A 19468-nucleotide genomic window follows, 5' to 3' on the forward strand; every position below is an offset into this window, starting at 1 on the left:
TGTGATGACAACAGACCCGTTAAACGCGATCTACGACCTGCCGGTACGCAAATATGTGCTGTTATTGGGCGCAGGTGGCCAATTGGGGCAGGAATGCGCCGCACAATTGGCGAAGCAGGGCATTTCCCTGTTTGCACCGCCCCGTCATGATCTTGATCTGGTCGAACTGTCGCCACTCTTGCACGCGATAAAAGCTCATCCCCCGGCGGTACTGGTGAATGCAGCAGCATTTACCGATGTCGACGGTGCGGAAACCCTTCGGTTAGAGGCACGCCAGATCAATGCGGATGTGCCGGGCCTTCTGGCCGAAGTCGCGGCTGACATGGGTGTGCGCCTGATCCATGTGTCGACCGATTTTGTTTTTTCAGGTGAGGGTTCAACCCCTTATTTCGAAAGCGACAAAACCGGACCAGTCAATTGGTATGGCGCAACAAAACGGGCAGGGGAACGTGCCGTGCGCATGTCAGCCCCTGAAACAGTGATTTTGAGAACCGCCTGGTTACATGGTCGTCATCGTCGGTGTTTTGTTCATGCCATGGCCGACAAACTGGCCCGTGGTGAACAGATTTCGGCCGTGAATGACCGCTTTGGTTCGCCCACTTCGGCGGCAATGCTGGCATCGCACATTACGCGTTTGTGCAACCGCATTGTCGAGGGTGATGCCATCGAAGCAGGTATCTTTCATTGTGCCGGTATTGGTGCGGCCAGCCCCTATGACATGGCAACGGAAATTGCCGATCATTTGGGCGTGGACCGGGACCTGGTTTCGCCGGTTTCTGCTGCACAGCGGGGCGAAATCGCTGCCCGTCCGCATTTTGCCGTCCTTGATTGCAGCAAAATCGCCCGTCATTTGCGGCTGCCCTGCCAGCCCTGGCAGGAAGGCATTCGCCAAACCCTGACGCAGTCGGGCATTCCAGAGGGGAAAATCGCATGAAAGGCATTATTCTTGCCGGTGGCACCGGCAGTCGGCTTTGGCCGATTACCCATGCCACAAACAAGCAATTGCTGCCCGTCTGGGACAAACCCATGATTTTCTATCCGCTCAGCACCCTGATGCTGGCGGGCATCCGTGACATTCTGATTATTACCACAACAGGCCAAACCAGCGCTTTCATGTCGCTTTTGGGCGACGGCAGCCAGTTTGGCGTGCGCCTGTCCTATGCCGAACAGGATAAACCCAATGGCATTGCCGAGGCGCTGTTAATTGGTCGCGATTTTCTGGATGGATCGTCCTGTGCGCTGATTTTGGGCGATAACTTGTTTCATGGCGATAATCTTGGTGCGCGCCTGCAGGCTGCCACCCGCCGCCACGATGGGGCGACCGTTTTTGTCCATGCCGTGCGCGATCCGGAACGTTATGGCGTTATGGCATTTGATGGCGATGGCAATCCGCTTGATATCATCGAAAAGCCGTCCCATCCGCCGTCAAATCTGGCGGTGACCGGGCTTTATTTCTTTGATGGTACGGCACCGGAACGCGCAAGTGCCCTTTTGCCATCTCACCGGGGCGAGCTGGAAATTACCGACCTTAACCGTGCCTATCTTGAGGATGGCATGTTGAATGTCGAAATGCTGGGCCGTGGTTGCGCATGGCTTGATACCGGCACGCCTGCCAGCCTGTTGCAGGCTGCACAGTTTGTATGTTCGGTCGAAGAACGCCAGGGCCTTAAAATTGGCAGCCCCGAAGAAACCGCCTGGCGCCTTGGATGGATCGCGCGCGATGAAATGACGCGCAGTGCGGGCTTTAACGCCAACAGTGAATATGGCCGCTATCTGGACGATATGGCGCGTGCAAATGACCGAAATGCCATTGGCGTCGAGGTGGATGGTCTGGGTGCGTTCGGTTTTGTGACCGCGCGTGAAAAACAGGCATTTTACAGTTCATCACATAACAGGAGAGCAGGGCATGAGTGAGCCTTCAGGCCTGCCATTGGACGGTGCAACCGTCATGGCCACACTGGTGGACGAAGGACTGGCCCTCATGGCCGGGGTAGGCAGTGCAATGCCTGCCACGATAGATGTTTACCTTAACGGGTCGCCGGACGCCAAAGTCCAGGCATCCATGATCAGCTGGCGTCGCAATGACAGTTCTGCTGATTCCGCCTTTGGCTTTATCGCCCTGTTGCCACTGAAAAATGTCAGTGGCGGGCGCTTGAAAAAGGTGGTGTTTCGCCGCCCGGGCCACCCGGCTGAATATGCAATCGAAAGCCGTGGTCAGGGCCTGGAAGCCATTTTATCGGCGGTTGCCGATCAGTCCGGTGCGTCCTTTGCCGGGGTGATGGATGGCGTGATCGAAGCCCTTCTGGCCGGTAAAACCAACAAAAAGCGTTTGCGCACGGTGGCCGCACTGGTCCGTATTGCGGCAAGCAGCAATGGTTTTGTCGAAGTCCTTGGCGGGCTTGAAGAAAACGAACTTTATATTCAGGGCTGGTCCAGCAATTTTCCCCATGGCCGCACCCGTGTTATCGCCATCGAGGATGGCCCGGTTCTGGCCGAATTGACCAGTGCCGAATTCCAGCGTGATGACCTTGGCGAAGATGCAGCCGGTGTGATCGGCCTTTTGGAAACCGAACGTGTGGTAAAGCCCGAAAAGCTGCAGCGCGTTTATTTCCGGGGCCGGGATGGCTGGTACGGGATCGAGGTTTATCAGCAGCGTGTGATGGTTGCCCCACGTGATGTACCGGCACATATCCGTTCCGTACTGGGCCGTGTCAAGGCACCCGATAATATCCTTGAACAGATGCAGCTTGCCGCCCATCGTTTTGATGGCCGCGATACGGTGTCCGATCTTGACCGTCCCATTCGTGTTGGCATCGATTTTGCGCTGGTAATTGAAGGCAGTGGTATTCTGGTTTCGGGCTGGATGCTGGACCCGGACCGTGGGGTCAATGAAATCAACCTTCGGGTTGGTCAGGACAGCATTCGCATTGACGATAGCTGGACCCGCCAGACCCGGCCGGATGTGACCGAAGCCTTCATCAATGATCCAATGTTTGCCGGTATGAATTCGGCGCGGAACAGCCATGGTTTTCTGGTTTTTTGCCCGCTGACGGATACCCCGGCATCTGATCAGCCGATTTATCTGGAATTCAATATTACCGACAGTTTCCCGGCCTATTGTCCGCTTAATCCGACCCGGGCATCAGCACGCCAGGCCCTTTCACGGGTTTTGCCGTCGCTTGACCCACGGTCTGTTACGGCATCAAGCAGCATTGAACGCCAGTTTGGCCCGATGTTGCAAAATATGTCGGCGCAAAGCCCCTTTGCCATTGATGTGCATGACATTGGCAATTTCGATGAAAATGCGCCCGTTACCCTGATTGTTGGTGCCGATGACACAATTGGCGATATGGGTGTGACCATTGCACTTTTGGGCCTGGACCCGGAAACACGCAAACTGCCTATCGTGATTGCGGGTCCCGCCGAAAGTTTTGATCAGGTTGGCAGCGACATGCTGCGTCTGGCGGCGTTCTACAAGCTTAATGTGCGCTTCGTTTTTGCCGAAGGTGTGGAGGATTTTTGCGACGCGCTGGAAGTTGGCGTCAAAGCAACCAAATCCGATGCTGTTTGCCTGATGTCGGTGCATGTATTGCCGCGCGAAAAGGGCTGGTTTAGCCCGCTTTTGAATGCGTATCGCAAACGCGGCAGCAAGGGCGCTGTTTGCCCGACCATCCTGTTTGAAGATGATTCCGTTCGCTGGGCGGGCACCTGGATCGAAGAAGGCCCGGAAGGCAAATATCTGGCGGACCGTTATGTGGGTTATCCGCGCGCCGTGCTAAGCGACGCAGAACCCTGCGAAGTCAGCGCTGGCACGGTTGAATGTTGCATCCTGCCGCGATTGGCCTTCCTCGATGTTAAGGGTTTTACCCGTGGTTATATCGGCCCGTCGGAAAAGGGGCTGGATATTGCGCTGAAATTGCGCATGGCCGGAACGCCATCCTACTGGTTACCGGAAGTCGAAGTATTGGGCAGTGAACAATCCATAACGTCCACGCCCGCCTGGGAGGAACTTTCGCATCGTTTGGACCGCTGGGCGTTTGATCGCCGCTGGTCCCTGGTTGTTTCAAATTTGCGGAGCCACAATCATGCCGTCGACTGATTTGCGTGTGCTGGTCATCTCCCATGGCCATCCCAGCCTGTCGCTGGGTGGGGCCGAAGTCGGGTCTTATAACCTGCACAAGGGATTGAATGAACTCGACGGTGTCGAGAGCTTTTATCTGGCAAGGGTAGGGCACCCGGTGCCGCGTCATGGGGCATCCGCCCTGATGAGCCTGCGCCAGAAAGACAATGAAATTCTTTATCACGCTGAAAACTATGACCATTTCCTGCTGTCGAACCGCAGCACAGATGAAATTGATCGCGACCTTTTGCGTTTCGTGAAGGATTACAACCCCGATGTGGTGCATTTTCACCATGTGTTGGGGCTGGGAATGGAAACCATCTATGCGGTGCGCGAAGCCCTGCCGGATGCGGCCATTTTCTTTACTTTCCACGAATTCCTGACCATGTGCCACAACCATGGCCAGATGGTCAAAAGCGGCGGGCATAAACTGTGTAACCGGGCCAGCCCCATTGAATGCAATGGCTGTTTCCCGAATGTTTCCCCGGCGGCATTCCTGCGTCGCGAACGCTTTATCAAATCCATGCTGGATCTGGCCGACCATTATGTGTCGCCCAGTCAGTTCCTGGCGGATCGTTTCATCGATTGGGGCCTTGATGCCGATAAAATGTCGGTCATTGAAAACGGGCTGGATATCGATAAACGGGCTGCCATTCGTCCTCTGACCAAGGCACAGCCCCGCCGGGCACGTTTTGCGTACTTTGGTCAGCTGACGATGTTCAAGGGCGCGGATGTGCTGCTTGATGCCGTAGGCCGTGTACCGGATTCCATCTGGGGTGATGATGCCCGTTTGATGATCTTTGGTGGCAACCTCGATCGTCAACCCCTTGATTATCAGGAAAAAGTCAAAGACCTTATCGAAAAGGCCGGCGAAAGGGTGCGGTTTTACGGTGCCTATCAGAACAGCGAAATGCCGCGTTTGATGGAAATGGCGGACTGGACCATTATTCCGTCAATCTGGTGGGAAAATTCACCCATCGTCATTCAGGAAGCGTTCTTCCACGGGCGTCCCATGATTGCCAGTAACATTGGCGGCATGGCCGAAAAAATCGAAGATGGTGTAAACGGCCTGCATTTCCGTGTTGGCAGTGCCGAAGACCTCGCTGATCGCCTGATCGAATGTCTGACTGACAAAACTTTGTGGGATCGGATGCATGACGGGATCCGTCGGGCACCGACCTACATCGAATGCGCAGAACAGCATCTTGCGCAGTATCGGGGGGTTCTTGAAAACCGCCCGTCCGTTGCCGCACCTGGTGCGGCTCCGCAACAATCCGTGGTCGGGGCGTGACGGCATCCCCTGTCACATCTTGAAGCGGCCGGAACGTTAACCACGCCATAGCGCGAAAGAATGGTAGCGAACGGAAAAACCAGCTGCCATTCATCAACTTCAAGGAGAAAAACCATGGCGCGCGTACTCGTAATGATTCCCTCGGGCGAAGTCTACGACCATGATTGTGTCCGCTGGTACAATTACCGCGATGTCCAGAAAAGCATCGATCACTATCACAATATTGGCGATGCCTTCGTGTTTGATTCATCGCTCAAGCTGATGAACTTTGAAAAACTTGGCGTTCTGCCAATTGCCGATCCGAAAATGGAAGATATCGATCGTCTGCGCGAAGAATATGATTACGTCTTCCTGCGCGGCTCGAACTATATCCATTCCCATATGGACTGGCGCAATACCATTGCCGTTCTAAAACGCCTGAAACTGCCGGTTCTTGGTTTTGGTGTTGGTGCCCAGGCCCCGGTAAAGGGCAAGCTGGAACTTTCCGAACAAACCAAAACCGTGCTGCGTATGATGGCCGATTCAACCACGTCAATTGGCGTGCGCGGGGCCTATACCGCACAGGTTCTGTGGGATATCGGCATTACCAATGTGCGCATTGTCGGTTGCCCGACGGCGTTCCGTGCCAATAACCCGAATATGCGCATCAAGCTGCCCGCCCTTGAAGACGTTAAAAATGTCGGCGTCACGTTGCGCCGCGAGGTGTCGCCAGCTTATGCGCAGGATATCAAACGTTACCTGACCTTCCATCGTGATCTGGTCAAGGAACTGGCAAATCGGTTTGACGTAACCCTGATGGCCCAGGGCGAGCCGGAAGAAAAGAAACTGGTCTTCGGGACGGATGCCCAGAAACAGGAAGCCATGCAGGCCCTGAAGGACAATGATTGGGTCAAGAACTGGTATCTTGATGACACCATGGAAAAGCTTTACCGCGAAAAGCTGTTCTATTCCGATGTGGTGTCGGATTACGAAGATCTGGTTCGTACCAAGGATTGCGTGCTGGGTTACCGCCTGCACGGCAACCTGATGGCATTGTCCAACGGCGTACCATCGGTTTACTTCACCTATGACAGCCGCACCGTCGAATTTGCCGAAACCTACCAGATCCCGAGCTACGACGTCTTCTCGCAGAAGGATTTCGTGCTGGAAGATTACTGGGATCAGTCCCTGTTTGACAAATTCAACCGCGCCTGGTTCCAGACCTATCGCGAAATGCAGACTTTCCTGAGTGAAAACAACATCGATCACAAGATGACCGAAGTGATGGCGCCGCAAAACCAGCCGCAACGCAAAGTGGCCTGACTTTAAAGAACCTCTGCATTGCCGCCTGCAAACAGGCGGGCGGCAATGCCCATTATCTGCGGTTCATATTCAGAAATCTCCCCGACCCCGATATGGACCGCCTTTGCAAGGAGGCATTAAAATGACAGTACTTGTTACCGGTGGCGCAGGTTATATTGGCAGTCACGCCGCACTGGCCCTTCTCGATGCAGGGCGCAAAGTTGTTGTTCTTGATAATCTGAGCCAGGGCCATCGCTGGGCTGTTCCGGCAGGGGCTGCCTTTGTCGAAGGTGATTGTGGCGATATCGACCTGGTATCGCGCGTGATCCGCGAACATGACGTTACCGCGATCATGCATTTCGCAGGCTCCATTATCGTTCCGGAATCTGTCGTTTATCCGCTTGATTACTACTATAACAACACGGTTAATTCCCGGGCCCTGGCACAGGCCGCCGTGGACAGCAAGGTTCGCCATTTCATTTTCTCGTCCACTGCGGGCGTTTACGGCGAACCGGCCAAAACCCCGATCCTTGAAGACTTCCCGTCAAAACCGATTTCGCCCTATGGCACGTCAAAAATGATGACGGAAAAAATGCTGCAGGATGCATCGGTCGCGCACGACATGAATTTTGTCGCGCTGCGTTATTTTAACGTTGCCGGTGCCGACCCGAAAGGCCGGGCAGGGCAGACATCGCGCAAGGCCACCCACCTGATCAAGATCGCCAGTCAGGCCGCCAGCGGTGTTCGCAGCCATCTTGATGTGTATGGCGATGATTACGCCACCAAGGACGGCACCTGTGTTCGCGATTACATCCATGTCAGCGACCTTGCCAACGCCCATGTGCTGGCCCTTGAATATCTGGAAAAGGGCGGCGAAAGCGATGTCATGAATTGCGGTTATGGTCGTGGTTTCTCGGTCTACGAGGTGATTGACGCCGTTAAACGTGTGTCGGGAAATGATTTCACGGTGAACCTTGCCGAACGCCGTGCAGGCGACCCGGCGGCATTGATTGCCGGTGCCGATCGCATTCGCGAAAAGCTGAACTGGAAACCGGAATACGACAATCTTGATACCATCGTTACCCATGCACTTGCCTGGGAAGAAAGCCTGAAACAGCGCCAGGCCAACGCAGCCTGACGTTAAAAAACAGGGTGAAAACACCCTGACAAAAACAAACGAGCAAATTGCCGAAATATGCGCCGGAACGGCAGCATATTTCGGTCCCGAGCAGGAGTTTCCAGATGGTTGAAAATATCAAGCCGGGCCGCAAGCCCCGGATCGGCGTGCTTATGCCTGCAGGCAAGGTGGTTGAAGGCAAGGGTGTTGTCACCCACACCTTTGGCGCACCGCAGCGCGCTACCGAACTGTTCACCAATATTGGCGACTGTTTTGTCTATGACAGTTCGCTTCGCATTCTTGATTACGCCGAACTTTACCCGATTTACGGCCAAAGCAGCGGCGGACTGAGCGAAGAGCAGATCGAAAAGATCAACACCCTTGATTACATCTTTTTGCGCGGTTCGAATTACATCAATACCAACGGGCAGTGGGATGAAATCACCGCTGTACTGGAAAAAACCAAGGTGCCGGTTATGGCCTTTGGCATTGGTGTCCAGGTGCCGGACAATTCCGATGACTACGTCAATGAATCCACCAAACGGTTCCTGCAACTGGTGGCGGACCGGTCCAAAACCATTGGCGTGCGCGGTGCCCTGTCACGCAAGGCACTGAATTCGATCGGCATTAAAAATGTACGTATTTTCGGGTGCCCGACGGCGTTCCGTCATTGCAAACCCGAACTTCACCTGCCGCGCATCAAAGCCAGCGAGATTAAAAACCTTGGCTTTACCCTGCGCCGTAAAACGCATGGTTTTGCAATGTTGCAGCGTTACATGCTGCGCACACTGGCGGAAAATTACCGTACCGAAATTTTGTGTGCAGGCGAGCTGGAAGAAAAAGCCATTTTCTATGCGCGCAGCAATCTGGTGGATAACCCCAGGCAGGTCATGGAAAAGGCTGTAAGCAGCCTGATCAAGGAAAAATGGCTTTATGGCGAAAATGACCCGCTGCTTGATCTTTATCGTTCATCGCTAAGCGTTTTTGAAACGGTCAGCGATTTTGAAGATGCCGAATGCCGCCAGGATGCCGTTACCGGCTTCCGCCTGCATGGCAATCTGCTGGCATTGGCAAACGAGGTTCCGGCTCTTTATATCACCTATGATACCCGGACCCGTGAATTTGTGAAAACGCTGGGCATTCCGCATGTCGACGGGCGCTATATCGACCGTTTCTCGTTTGAGGAAGCCTGGGACAGTGCCGATTTTGGCATGTTTGAAAAAACCTATGCCGAGCGGTTCAAGGATTTGACCAAATTCCTTGATGAGAACGGCATGGCGCACCGTCTGGGTAAGAACCCGACCCCAAACCTGAGCAAGGCGGCGTGACCATGACGACGGGATGTGCAGGGATCCCTCCATGCCCTGCACATCCCGGCCCGTATTTTGGACGACCATAGCGACCATAGCGCGGATATGAAAAGTGCATAGAAACGCGATTATCGGATTTCTGGGAAGTGCCGTTCTGGCTGTTGCTGCTGCCTGGGTTGTTCAGTCAACCGGGGCACAGGCGCTTGATGTGCAACTGGCCGGGCGTGACAGCGTGCTGTTTGATACTGCTGTCAGTGCCTGTGATGATTCCCATCTGCCCGATGCCCCGGCGCGTGCCTTTCGCGACGGGCAGGGGCGCATGGTGCTGTTTGCCCCCAATTTCCGCAATCGCGCCTTTGTCGGCCAGGACCTTGAAAGCCTGCATAAGGATTGCAACAGCCGTTTTGCCGCGGCTGGCAAGGCCGACCCCGGCATGCTTGATGATCGTACATGGCTGCATGCCATTTACACGGATGACGGCGAAAATGTTTATGCACTGGGCAGTGCCAGTTTCATGCCCTATCGCCATGATATGCCGTGTAAGGACGCCACCCAGCGCACCGATTGCTGGATCAATGGCCTTGTCACCCTGAAATCAAGCGATGGCGGCCAGCATTTTACCTATCAGGCAAAACCGCCGCATCATGCGCCATTTCCCCCGCCCATGGCCTATCGCGATGATCGCAAGCGCGCGCCAAGCTACGTGACGGCGACCAATATCGTCCGCTGGAAGGATTATCTGTATTCCATCGTCTGGCGGCGCGGTGTGGACTGGAAATCATCGCGCAATTGCCTGGCGCGTGCCAGTGCTGCCGACCCCAGCCGCTGGCAGGTATGGGATGGCAAAAAATTTGTCGAGGCCGCCCATCTGACCCCCGACAATGGCTGGGAAGTCTATCAGACCGATTGTGCCCGTGTTGGCCCCTATGGCCTGACATCCATTCGCGGCATTGTGCGCCACGAAGCCAGTAATACCTTTATTGCCGTTTATAAACATCGCCGCAAACACAAGGACGGCACGTCCGAACACGGCATTTATTATTCAACGTCCAAGGATATGATCAACTGGTCGATGCCAAGGCTTCTGCTGGCAGCCGACCTGAAACCCGATGCCGGGCCGGGCGATCCCTTTGTTGCCTATCCATCGATTATCGATGAAGACAGCCAGGATCGTATTTTTGGCACGGTGGACCAGCAGGCCAGCCTGCTTTACGTCAAGCTTGTCCCGGTAAAACGGAACGGCAAATGGGCAATGACCCGCAAGCTGATGCGTCAACCCATCAGCTTTACCAGCGACGAAAAGTAGACCCCCAACAAGGAACCGTATTCATGCAGTTTGATCGATTTGACATTGAGGGACCGTTGCTTTTTGTGCCCAATCAGCATCGTGATCCGCGCGGCACCTTTGCCGAAACCTTCCGCGAAGACGAATTTGCCGCCGCCATTGGTGATGCCAGCCTGGTGCAGGAAAACCAATCCGTCAGCGGGCCGGTAAATACCATTCGTGGCCTGCATTTTCAGGTGAACCCGCATGCGCAGGGTAAACTGGTGCGGGTCACACATGGCGCCATTCTGGATGTCGCCGTTGATATCCGCCCTGACAGCCCCACCTTTGGCAAACATATCCGGATCGAGCTTTCAGACCAGAACTGGTATCAGCTTTGGGTGCCGCCGGGATTTGCCCATGGGTTCCGTACCCTGGTGCCTGATACGACCGTGGTTTACAAAGTCAGCGATTATTACAGCCCCGAACATGACCGTGGCATTGTCTGGAATGACCCGGAACTGAATATTGACTGGCAATTGGGCCGTATGGTGCCTGTTATTTCGGAAAAGGACGAAAATCATCCTTCCTTTGGTGAATGGAAAACCCGTAGCGAAAGCCAGGGTTTTTTGATGGATGAAGTCGCGATCCCCCAGCACCATCCTGCGCCGGTTGACATGTGGGACTACCAACCGATGCAGGCATCGTAAGGGGCATATATTCCAGCAAAAAGGCATGTCACTTTTGGGGGGTGACATGCCTTTTTGTTTTTGGGGATTTTCCGGTGTTGGTTGCTGCCATCAGGCGGCAAGGGCGGCAATCACCTGATCCTTGCTAAGGGTGCCAATGCGTTGCTGGTTGTGGTTGACCACATTCATTCCGACCGGGCAGGCAATGGCAATGGGCAGGATATCTTCCAGGCGCATATTGGCATCAATGATCGGCCAGTCATGCGTGTTTTGCCCGTCGCTGTCGGTTCCCAATGGCATCATCAGGGTTTTGGCCCGCAATACGCGCGACCGGTTTACATCGCGGGTAAAGGCACGCACATAATCATCGGCCGGGCGCATGACAATTTCTTCCGGGCGGCCGACCTGAATAAGCGCGCCATCCTTTAAAATTGCAATCCGGTCGCCCAGTTTCAGGGCCTCGTCCAGATCATGGGTAATGAAAATAATGGTCTTGTGAAGCTCGCCCTGCAGCTTCATCAATTCATCCTGCATATCGCTTCTGATTAACGGGTCCAATGCGGAAAAGGCTTCGTCCATCAGCAAGACTTCGGGATCGGTGGCAAGGGCGCGGGCAAGGCCCACACGCTGCTGCATGCCGCCTGAAAGCTGATCGGGGAAGCTGTCTTCATACCCGGCCAAACCAACCCGTTCGATCCATTTGCGTGCGGCGTCCTGGCGTTTTGTCCGGTCGGTTTTCTGAATTTCCAGACCATAGGCGACGTTATCAAGGACATTGCGGTGCGGCAGCAGGCCGAAACGCTGAAAAACCATGCCCAGCTTTGCCCGGCGAAAGGCATTCAAGCGCGCAGTCGTCATTTCCAGGATATTCTCACCCGCAAACAGGATTTCACCGGCGGTCGGGTCAATCAGGCGGTTCAAATGCCGGATCAGGGTTGATTTTCCCGACCCTGAAAGCCCCATCACCACAAATGTTTCGCCCTGTTCAATCGACAGCGACACATCGCTTAGCCCCACCGTATGGCCGGTTTGGGCAAGGATATCATCCTTGTTTTCACCCTGTTGCGCCATTGCCAGCGCCTTTTGCGGGTTGGGGCCGAATATTTTGTAAATATTGCGAATGTCGATATAGCTCATGCCCCGTCTCCTGCCTTGGTCGTGCTGCGTGATTTCCGCCCATAGGATTGACCAATGCGGTCAAACACCACGGCCAGCAACACAATGGCAATGCCTGCCTCCACACCCTGGCCAACATCAAGGCGCTGAATACCGGTCAAAACCTGTTCGCCAAGGCCGCGCGCGCCAATCATGGAGGCAATAACCACCATAGAAATCGACATCATCGTGGTTTGGTTAATGCCTGCCATAATGTTGGGCAGGGCCAGGGGCACTTGCACGCCCAACAAAATCTGGCCACGGCTGGCGCCAAAGGAGCGCGATGCTTCCAGTACTTCCTTGTCCACCAGCCGGATGCCGAGATCGGTCAGGCGGATAACGGGTGGGGCGGCGTAAATCACCGTTGCCAGAATGGCAGGCACCTTTCCCAAGCCAAACAGCATCAGGGCAGGGATCAGGTAAACAAAGCTTGGCATGGTTTGCATCATATCAAGCAGCGGCACCATCACGGCACGCAGCTTGTTTGACATTGCCATGCCAATACCAACGGGAATGCCAATAAGCACCGAAAGGCCGGTGGCAATAATCATCAGCGCCAGGGTCTGCATTGCCTTGTCCCATAGGCCCAGCGTGCCAATTGCTACCATCGCCAAGGCAAGGCCCAGCGTGGTTTTCCAACTGCGGCTGGCGTGAAAGGCAATGGCGGCAATAATCGCAATCACCAGCCACCAGGGCGTTGCGCGCAATAAATGCTCAAGCCAGACCAGAACGCTTAACAGGGCATCGGCAAAGGCTTCAAAGGCATCGCCATAATTGACGACCAACCAGTCGACCAGGGCATTTACCGATTTTCCAAGGGGGATATTCAGCTTGTCAGGAAACATCTACCTGTTTTCCGTTTTTTAATGGCAAGGCTTTGACAAGAACCCTAGCAACGATGGGCCGATAACTCACCCCTTAATCGTCCCTTCTGCGTCAGGAGTTGTCAGGAGAGCCTCCTTCAACGCCACCCCACCTGAAAAGTTCCCCGAAATCGGCCTGGCCGGATGGGAACTTGCAACGCTGTTTTCAAGTACTCGCCGTGAAAAGCATTTGAAAATCTTTGGTTGAATTTGAAGGGGGCGCCCCCACTTCACTAAAAGAACACGGATTTACTTTGACCGTCAGTTTCGTATTTGACGATCCATCAGTATCAAGGAGGATAAACATGCCATTCAAATCAAAAATGCTGGCGTTGCTTGTTATGGCTCCGGCCGTCTTTCTGGCTGATTTTTCAGTCGCCAGAGCCAATGACTTTGAACAGCAGATCGAAGCCTATGCGCCGAAGGTCAAAGCCTGGCTGTCCGATCCGGCTGTGATTGATGCGGTCAAGGCGCAGAACGCTGAAAATGCCAATCTGACGCAGGCCGATATTGATAAACTTGATACCGAATGGCGCGCCGAAACCTCGGCCAGTGACAAACCCCTGATTGACAAGGTTCTTGGGCGTGATCTTTCCAAATTCCTGCGTCAAAAGGCCGATGAAACCGAAGGCCTGATTACCGAAGTTTTCGTGATGGATGATAAGGGCCTGAATGTTGGCCAAAGCGATGTCACCAGTGATTACTGGCAGGGCGACGAGGATAAATGGCAGAAAACCTTCCTTGTCGGGGCCAGTGCCATGCATCTTAGCGAAGTCGAACTTGATGAATCCACCCAGACTTACCAGTCCCAGCTTAGCCTGCCGATTGTTGATGCCGATGGCAGCACTGTTATTGGTGCTGTGACCGTTGGTCTGAATGTGGAGCTTCTGGAATAGGTTTTGCCGCTGGCTGCACGGTGACGTGAAGGGGAATGATAATATCTGCGCGCGCGAAAAAGGGGCCAGGGCCCGGTTTGCGGGTGGAAAGAGTGGGAAGATGGTTATGGAAAATGGTAGTGCGCTGGGTGAAACGGGTATTCCGCCCTTTGAGCGTCGTGGATGGTCCATTCGAGGAAAGCTTGTTCTTACGGTTGCGATAACCGTTATCATCGCCTTTTGTGCAACGATTTATGTTGGCATTGTCCTGTCAATTGATTCTGCCCGCAGCCGCCTTGCCGATGGTAATTCAATCGTGACGTCGCTGATTTCCTCGCAAAATGGCGGGGCAATCAAATTTCGCAAGGCAGATGCGATCGAGGCATCTTTTGGTGATCTGACATCACATGGGCGCGAGGCCCTGGCCCTTGTTGTTGCCATCGATGCGGATGGCAAAATCCTGAGCAATTTTGTCGCCCCCAAGGCCGATGGCAGCCTGACCGAACAATTATCAAAACTGGGCAATGATGCCGTTGCCAGTGGCGAACGCCAGGAAACCTGGTTCAATGATTTGCAGGTCATCGCCGAACCTGCACGGTTCGGTAAAACCCAGGATATTGTCGGGGCCATTGTGATGGGCTGGTCGTTCCAGTCTTTGGAACGCGAGATGGAGGAAAACGCCTTCCGCCAGGCTGAAATTGCCGTTGTCTTATTGGCAGCTTGCATCATCCTGCTTGTTGTTCTGATCCAGAAAATCGTTGCGACCCCGCTGCGGTCAATGACGGCCGCCATGACCAAGATTGCCGATGGTAACCTGCAGGTCGATGTGCCCGCCGCAGCCCGCCACGATGAAATGGGCGAAATGGCCCATGCCCTGTCGGTCTTTAAGGAAAATGGCCAGCGTATTGCCCGCCTGCGCCAGGAACGAAAGGAACTTGATGCGAAAAATGAGGCGGAAAATGCCCGTCGCCTTGATGAAACGGCAACGTCGTTCCGCGAAACGGTGGGCAATATCGTTGAATCGGTTTTGAAATCGGCCCATGGCCTGTCGGAAAATGCGCGCATCCTTTCATCCGCAACCGATACTTCCGGGCAAAAAACCGACCATGTTTTGCAAAGTGTCGCCACGGCATCAAAGGGGGTGGAATCCGTGGCCGAAGCCGCCGACCGCCTGAGGGGGGCCCTGCATAACGTTTCCCTGCAGGCCGCCCAGTCGCGCAGCGCCATTGAAGAAGCCGTTTCGCAAACGCGCCACACCGATGAAACTGTTGCCAACCTGTCGGTCGAGGCGCGTAAAATTGGCGATGTGGTGCAGCTTATTCAGGATATCGCCGAACAGACCAATCTTCTTGCGCTTAACGCCACCATCGAAGCGGCACGGGCAGGGGATGCCGGCAAAGGTTTTGCCGTGGTCGCCAACGAGGTCAAGGCGCTGGCAAATCAAACCGCCCGCGCGACCGAGGAAATCACCCGTCAGATTTCATCTGTGCAAAGCATTTCAAAGGATGCGGCCGGGGCGATTGGACAAATTGGCGAACATATCAGCCAGGTACATGCTGTTTCGCTTAATATCGAAGCCGCGATGGAAGAACAAAGCAGCGCAGCAAATGAAATCACCGCGACCATTGATCAAACAGGCGGTGCTATTCGCAACATGAATGATGATATCGGCGAAGTGGTCGCCTCCATCCATGATGCGGGGATCGCTACCCGGCAGGTCAGTGGCTCATCTGCGGAACTGGAAGGCGAAGCACATAATTTGCAAAAGAACGCTAATCTGTTTCTGACATCCATACGTAAAAACAACTGAAATTGGATACGCAGCAAACAACAAAGCCCGCAGCCACGTGCTGCGGGCTATAATTTTGTCCGGAATAAGCCACCCCGGTAAACGCAAAACAGCCCGCAAGCGTTAACCTGCGGGCTGTTTTTAATATTGGTGGTCAGAATTTTATCTGACGACGGTAAGCAGGCTTATTCGGCGGCAGCGCGGGCTTCTTTCAGCCAGCCGTCAAATTTGCTCTGGTTTGCTTTGATCCAGGCATCGGCATGACGGGCGATATCTTCGGCCGATTTCTGGCCGTCGCGCATCAGAAGGTTTTCAGCACTGATGTCATTGGCCGAAATCTGCATGATCGAGAACAGTTTGGCTGCTGCCGGGTTCTCTTCAGCCCATTTCTTGTTGGCAATGATCTGCTGGTTATTCACCTGGAAGCCATAGTTGCTGCCATCGGGCAGGGCGGTATCGGCATCCTTGTTCACACCCGGAAGGGACGAGAACGGAACCTGCAGCCAGACGGTGTCTTTGCCCGGGACCAGAACGCCCGAAACCCAATACGGGGTCCAGGTGTAATACAGGATCGGTTCACCCTGTTTGTAACGCGTGATGGTATCGGCGATAATGGCCGAATAGGAACCCTGATTGTGGGTAACCGTATCGCGCAGCCCATAGGCATCAAGGTGATGTTCGATGACTTTTTCACAGCCCCAGCCCGGGTTACAACCGGCCAGGTCGGCTTTGCCATCGTCATTGATGTCAAACAGCTTGGCAATTTTCGGGTCTTTAAGCTGATCGATGCTTTTGATGTTGTATTTTTCAGCGGTTTTTTTGTCGATCAGATAACCCTGAAGCGCGCCCGGCGAATATACGCCTTCGCGATAGATTTTTTCGTCGCCGCCGGCATTTTTATAAAAATCGGCATGCAGCGGGTCCCAGTAATCGGCCATGAAAGTGCCGTCACCATTGGCAATGGCAACAATACCGGTGGCATATTCGATTTCCTGGATGTCTTTGACGTTATAACCCAGTTCTTCAAGCGCCTTGATGACGATATCGGTCTGGAAGGTTTCTTCCGCAATCGAGCTTTTCAGCGGCTGGACGTCAACACCTTCACCCGGTTTCATGTTGTCGGCAAGGGCGGCGCCGCTCAGCAGCAGGCTGGTGGTGGCTGCAATCGCAGCACCGGCGGAAAGTTTCTTCAGGATGGTCATTGGCTTCTCCTTGTTATGTGGTTTGGGCCGTTGATTCAGCCTTTATTGCAACCGCGGCGCGGTTATTTCTTGCCCATAAGGGATCGGACGAGGCCCACCGGGCCGGTTTGATACCAGTGGCGGGTGCCTTTGCTGCGCTGATCCTGGCCAAGCGCCTGGGTCATGCGGTCCAGCACGATCGCCAGCAGAACAATGCCAATGCCGCCCACGGTGGCCAGACCCATATCGAGGCGGCCAATACCGCGCAGAACCATCTGGCCCAAACCGCCAACCGCGATCATGGAGGCAATCACCACCATCGAAAGGGCAAGCATCAGGGTCTGGTTTACGCCAGCCATGATGGTTGGCATGGCAAGCGGCAACTGCACACGAAACAGAAGCTGTTTTGGGCTGGCGCCAAAGGAACGGGCGGCTTCCACCAGGTCGCCGGGAACCTGGCGAATGCCAAGGATCGTCAGGCGGATCAGCGGGGGTAGGGCGAAAATGATGGTCACGACAACACCCGGCACATTGCCGATGCCAAACAGCATGACAATCGGTACCAAATAGACAAAAGCCGGGGTGGTTTGCATGGCATCAAGCACCGGGCGAACAATGTTTGATGCCCGTTCATTCCGTGCCAGCCAGATGCCGGTCGGAAGGCCGATAATCACGCAGAACAGAACCGATGTAAGGACCAGTGCCAGCGTGATCATGGCCTCGGACCAGGCACCAATAACACCAACCGCAACCATGGAGATAAGTGTGCCTATGGCAAGTTTGCGGCCCGAAAGCTGCCATGCCAGAAGCGCCATCACCACGATGACCAGCAGCGCCGGGGTGGCCTGCAAACCAGTTTGAACACCGGTCAGAACCGCATCAATCGGCCAGCGGATCGCCTGGAAAAAACCACGGAAATTGTTAACAACCCAGTCCAGACCATTATTGACCCAGACATCAACCGGAAATAGCGCGTCATGGAACGGCTGCAGAATATTGAAATGATGTTCCGGGGCTGGTGCCGCATTTGAAAGCCAGTCACCCGCCGTATCGGAAACGCCACTGCCCGCGGATGGATCTGGCGTGCCCCACGGGTTTGATGCCGCCGAGGATGCGGCATCGCCGCCGCCTGATGTTGCGCTGTCGGCAGCGCTGGTTCCGGCGCCGGATTGCCCGCCACTTGCCCACGGATTGCTGTTATCAGCCATTGGTTACGTCTCCTTCCGGGTCAAGCGTTGCCAGTAATTTCGCTTTTCTGATCACACCGGTATATTGCCCGCCGCCGGTTACCACCGGGACGCCGCAAGGCGCATGGGCGACCTTGCCGATCAGTTCGGAAAGCTGCGTGTCTTCGGTTACGGCTTCAATATCGGGCAGGAAGGCCGCCGACAGGCGTTCGGCCCCGGCCTTGATCGCGCGTTCAACGCTTTCCTGCGAAATGACGCCGTGAAATTCCATGTTGCTGCCAACGATATAACCAAAATCGCGGTTTTCCGTTTCAAGGCGGCGTTGTGCGGTTTTAAGGCCAACGCCCTCGCGCTCGATCACAGTGGTTTCACGTTTGGAAACAATGTCCTTTGCCGTCAGGATGGTCGATACATCCACCCCCCGGAAGAAGGATTTGACATAGTCATTGGCAGGATTGTTAAGGATTTCCTCGGGAGTGCCCACCTGCACAACAATGCCGCCCTGCATGATCGCAATGCGATCACCGATGCGCATGGCTTCATCAAGGTCGTGCGAGATAAAAATGATGGTGCGTTTATGTTCGCGCTGCAGGATCAGAAGCTCGTCCTGCATTTCCGCACGAATAAGCGGATCAAGGGCGGAAAACGCTTCATCCATCAGCATGACGGCGGGGTCATTGGCAAGGGCGCGGGCAAGGCCGACACGCTGCTGCATCCCACCGGAAAGTTCATCGGGGTAGGAATCCGCCTGGGCACGCAGGCCCACCTGTTCCAGCGCATCAAGGGCGCGTTTCTGGCGTTCCTCGGCAGGGACACCGGCCAGTTCGAGGCCAAAGGCGGCATTATCAACAACAGAAAGATGCGGCATCAGTGCAAAGGACTGGAACACCATCGACATGTCGCGACGGCGCAAATTCATCAGTTCCTGGGCATTCATCGCCGCAATATCGACCCCGTCATACAGGACCTGTCCGGCGGTGGGTTCGATCAGGCGGTTGAGCAAACGGACAAGCGTGGATTTGCCAGAGCCCGAAAGCCCCATCACCACGAATATTTCGCCTTCACGGACGGTAAAATTCGCACCGCAAACGCCAACAGTCTGGCCCGTTTTTTCAAAAATATCGGCTTTGTCGATGCCGTCACGAACCATTTTCATGGCCTGTTCGGGGTGGTCGCCAAAGACTTTATACAGGTCTTTTACAACGATTTTATCAGTCATGGTCCCCTGTCGGTTTCTTTCGGACGAACAGCGCAAAACCGCCCGGCATATTCCGGCGGCCAATGCTGTTCGTTTTGTGGTTGGCTGGCCTGAATGGTCGTGGCCAGTACGATCACTTCCCCAAGCA

Annotated in this window: 16 protein-coding genes; 11 read left to right on the forward strand and 5 right to left on the reverse strand. The window is 54.6% G+C overall.

Annotated elements, in window-relative coordinates; translation table 11 throughout:
- Positions 1-4: 4 nt before the first annotated feature.
- The 9 genes from rfbD to rfbC all read left to right on the forward strand — a co-directional run bounded on the left by rfbD (position 5) and on the right by rfbC (position 11093).
- Positions 5-934 (forward strand): dTDP-4-dehydrorhamnose reductase, encoded by a 930-nt coding sequence (gene rfbD, locus CSC3H3_RS08325; RefSeq protein WP_157831865.1) that lies wholly within the window; start codon positions 5-7, stop codon positions 932-934.
- A complete protein-coding gene (gene rfbA, locus CSC3H3_RS08330; protein ID WP_101284547.1) occupies positions 931-1914 on the forward strand; it encodes a glucose-1-phosphate thymidylyltransferase RfbA in 984 nt (327 codons plus the stop codon). Before rfbD ends, rfbA begins: the two co-directional genes overlap by 4 nt.
- Positions 1907-4099 carry a hypothetical protein gene (locus CSC3H3_RS08335; protein WP_101284548.1) on the forward strand — a complete coding sequence of 731 codons (2193 nt, stop codon included), beginning with the start codon at positions 1907-1909 and terminating at the stop codon, positions 4097-4099. The genes rfbA and CSC3H3_RS08335 overlap by 8 nt, the downstream gene beginning before the upstream one ends.
- Positions 4086-5411 (forward strand): glycosyltransferase family 4 protein, encoded by a 1326-nt coding sequence (locus tag CSC3H3_RS08340; RefSeq protein ID WP_101266194.1) that lies wholly within the window; start codon positions 4086-4088, stop codon positions 5409-5411. Before CSC3H3_RS08335 ends, CSC3H3_RS08340 begins: the two co-directional genes overlap by 14 nt.
- Positions 5412-5525: 114 nt before the next feature.
- A complete protein-coding gene (locus tag CSC3H3_RS08345) occupies positions 5526-6713 on the forward strand; it encodes a polysaccharide pyruvyl transferase family protein (protein ID WP_101284549.1) in 1188 nt (395 codons plus the stop codon).
- Between the two features lie 121 nt (positions 6714-6834).
- On the forward strand, positions 6835-7830 hold the full coding sequence (galE, locus tag CSC3H3_RS08350; RefSeq protein WP_101266190.1) for a UDP-glucose 4-epimerase GalE: 996 nt from the start codon (positions 6835-6837) through the stop codon (positions 7828-7830).
- Between the two features lie 104 nt (positions 7831-7934).
- A complete protein-coding gene (locus CSC3H3_RS08355) occupies positions 7935-9137 on the forward strand; it encodes a polysaccharide pyruvyl transferase family protein (RefSeq protein ID WP_245881345.1) in 1203 nt (400 codons plus the stop codon).
- Between the two features lie 94 nt (positions 9138-9231).
- A complete protein-coding gene (locus CSC3H3_RS08360) occupies positions 9232-10425 on the forward strand; it encodes a hypothetical protein (RefSeq protein ID WP_101284550.1) in 1194 nt (397 codons plus the stop codon).
- A gap of 23 nt (positions 10426-10448) precedes the next feature.
- Positions 10449-11093, forward strand: a complete 645-nt coding sequence (rfbC, locus tag CSC3H3_RS08365; protein ID WP_101284551.1) for a dTDP-4-dehydrorhamnose 3,5-epimerase — start codon at positions 10449-10451, stop codon at positions 11091-11093.
- A gap of 90 nt (positions 11094-11183) precedes the next feature.
- On the opposite strand, the gene CSC3H3_RS08370 is transcribed toward rfbC, so the two are convergent.
- Both CSC3H3_RS08370 and CSC3H3_RS08375 read right to left on the reverse strand, forming a co-directional pair.
- On the reverse strand, positions 11184-12209 hold the full coding sequence (locus CSC3H3_RS08370; protein WP_101284552.1) for a quaternary amine ABC transporter ATP-binding protein: 1026 nt from the start codon (positions 12207-12209) through the stop codon (positions 11184-11186).
- Positions 12206-13072 carry an ABC transporter permease gene (locus CSC3H3_RS08375; protein ID WP_101284553.1) on the reverse strand — a complete coding sequence of 289 codons (867 nt, stop codon included), beginning with the start codon at positions 13070-13072 and terminating at the stop codon, positions 12206-12208. Before CSC3H3_RS08375 ends, CSC3H3_RS08370 begins: the two co-directional genes overlap by 4 nt.
- A 323-nt stretch (positions 13073-13395) precedes the next feature.
- On the opposite strand from CSC3H3_RS08375, the gene CSC3H3_RS08380 reads away from it, so the two are divergent.
- Positions 13396-13986, forward strand: a complete 591-nt coding sequence (locus CSC3H3_RS08380; protein ID WP_215907569.1) for a PDC sensor domain-containing protein — start codon at positions 13396-13398, stop codon at positions 13984-13986.
- Positions 13987-14092: 106 nt separating this feature from the next.
- Positions 14093-15775, forward strand: coding sequence for a methyl-accepting chemotaxis protein (locus CSC3H3_RS08385; protein ID WP_172963408.1), 1683 nt, complete (start codon positions 14093-14095; stop codon positions 15773-15775).
- A gap of 164 nt (positions 15776-15939) precedes the next feature.
- On the opposite strand, the gene proX is transcribed toward CSC3H3_RS08385, so the two are convergent.
- The 3 genes from proX to proV form a co-directional block, all read right to left on the reverse strand.
- Positions 15940-16956: a glycine betaine/L-proline ABC transporter substrate-binding protein ProX gene (gene proX / locus CSC3H3_RS08390; protein WP_101266179.1), complete on the reverse strand. Its 1017-nt coding sequence runs from the start codon at positions 16954-16956 to the stop codon at positions 15940-15942.
- 62 nt (positions 16957-17018) lie between these two features.
- Positions 17019-18143, reverse strand: a complete 1125-nt coding sequence (proW, locus tag CSC3H3_RS08395; protein ID WP_101266177.1) for a glycine betaine/L-proline ABC transporter permease ProW — start codon at positions 18141-18143, stop codon at positions 17019-17021.
- A complete protein-coding gene (proV, locus tag CSC3H3_RS08400) occupies positions 18136-19341 on the reverse strand; it encodes a glycine betaine/L-proline ABC transporter ATP-binding protein ProV (protein WP_101266175.1) in 1206 nt (401 codons plus the stop codon). The genes proW and proV overlap by 8 nt, the downstream gene beginning before the upstream one ends.
- Positions 19342-19468 lie beyond the last annotated feature (127 nt).

The organism is Thalassospira marina, from assembly GCF_002844375.1.
Lineage (GTDB): Bacteria > Pseudomonadota > Alphaproteobacteria > Rhodospirillales > Thalassospiraceae > Thalassospira > Thalassospira marina.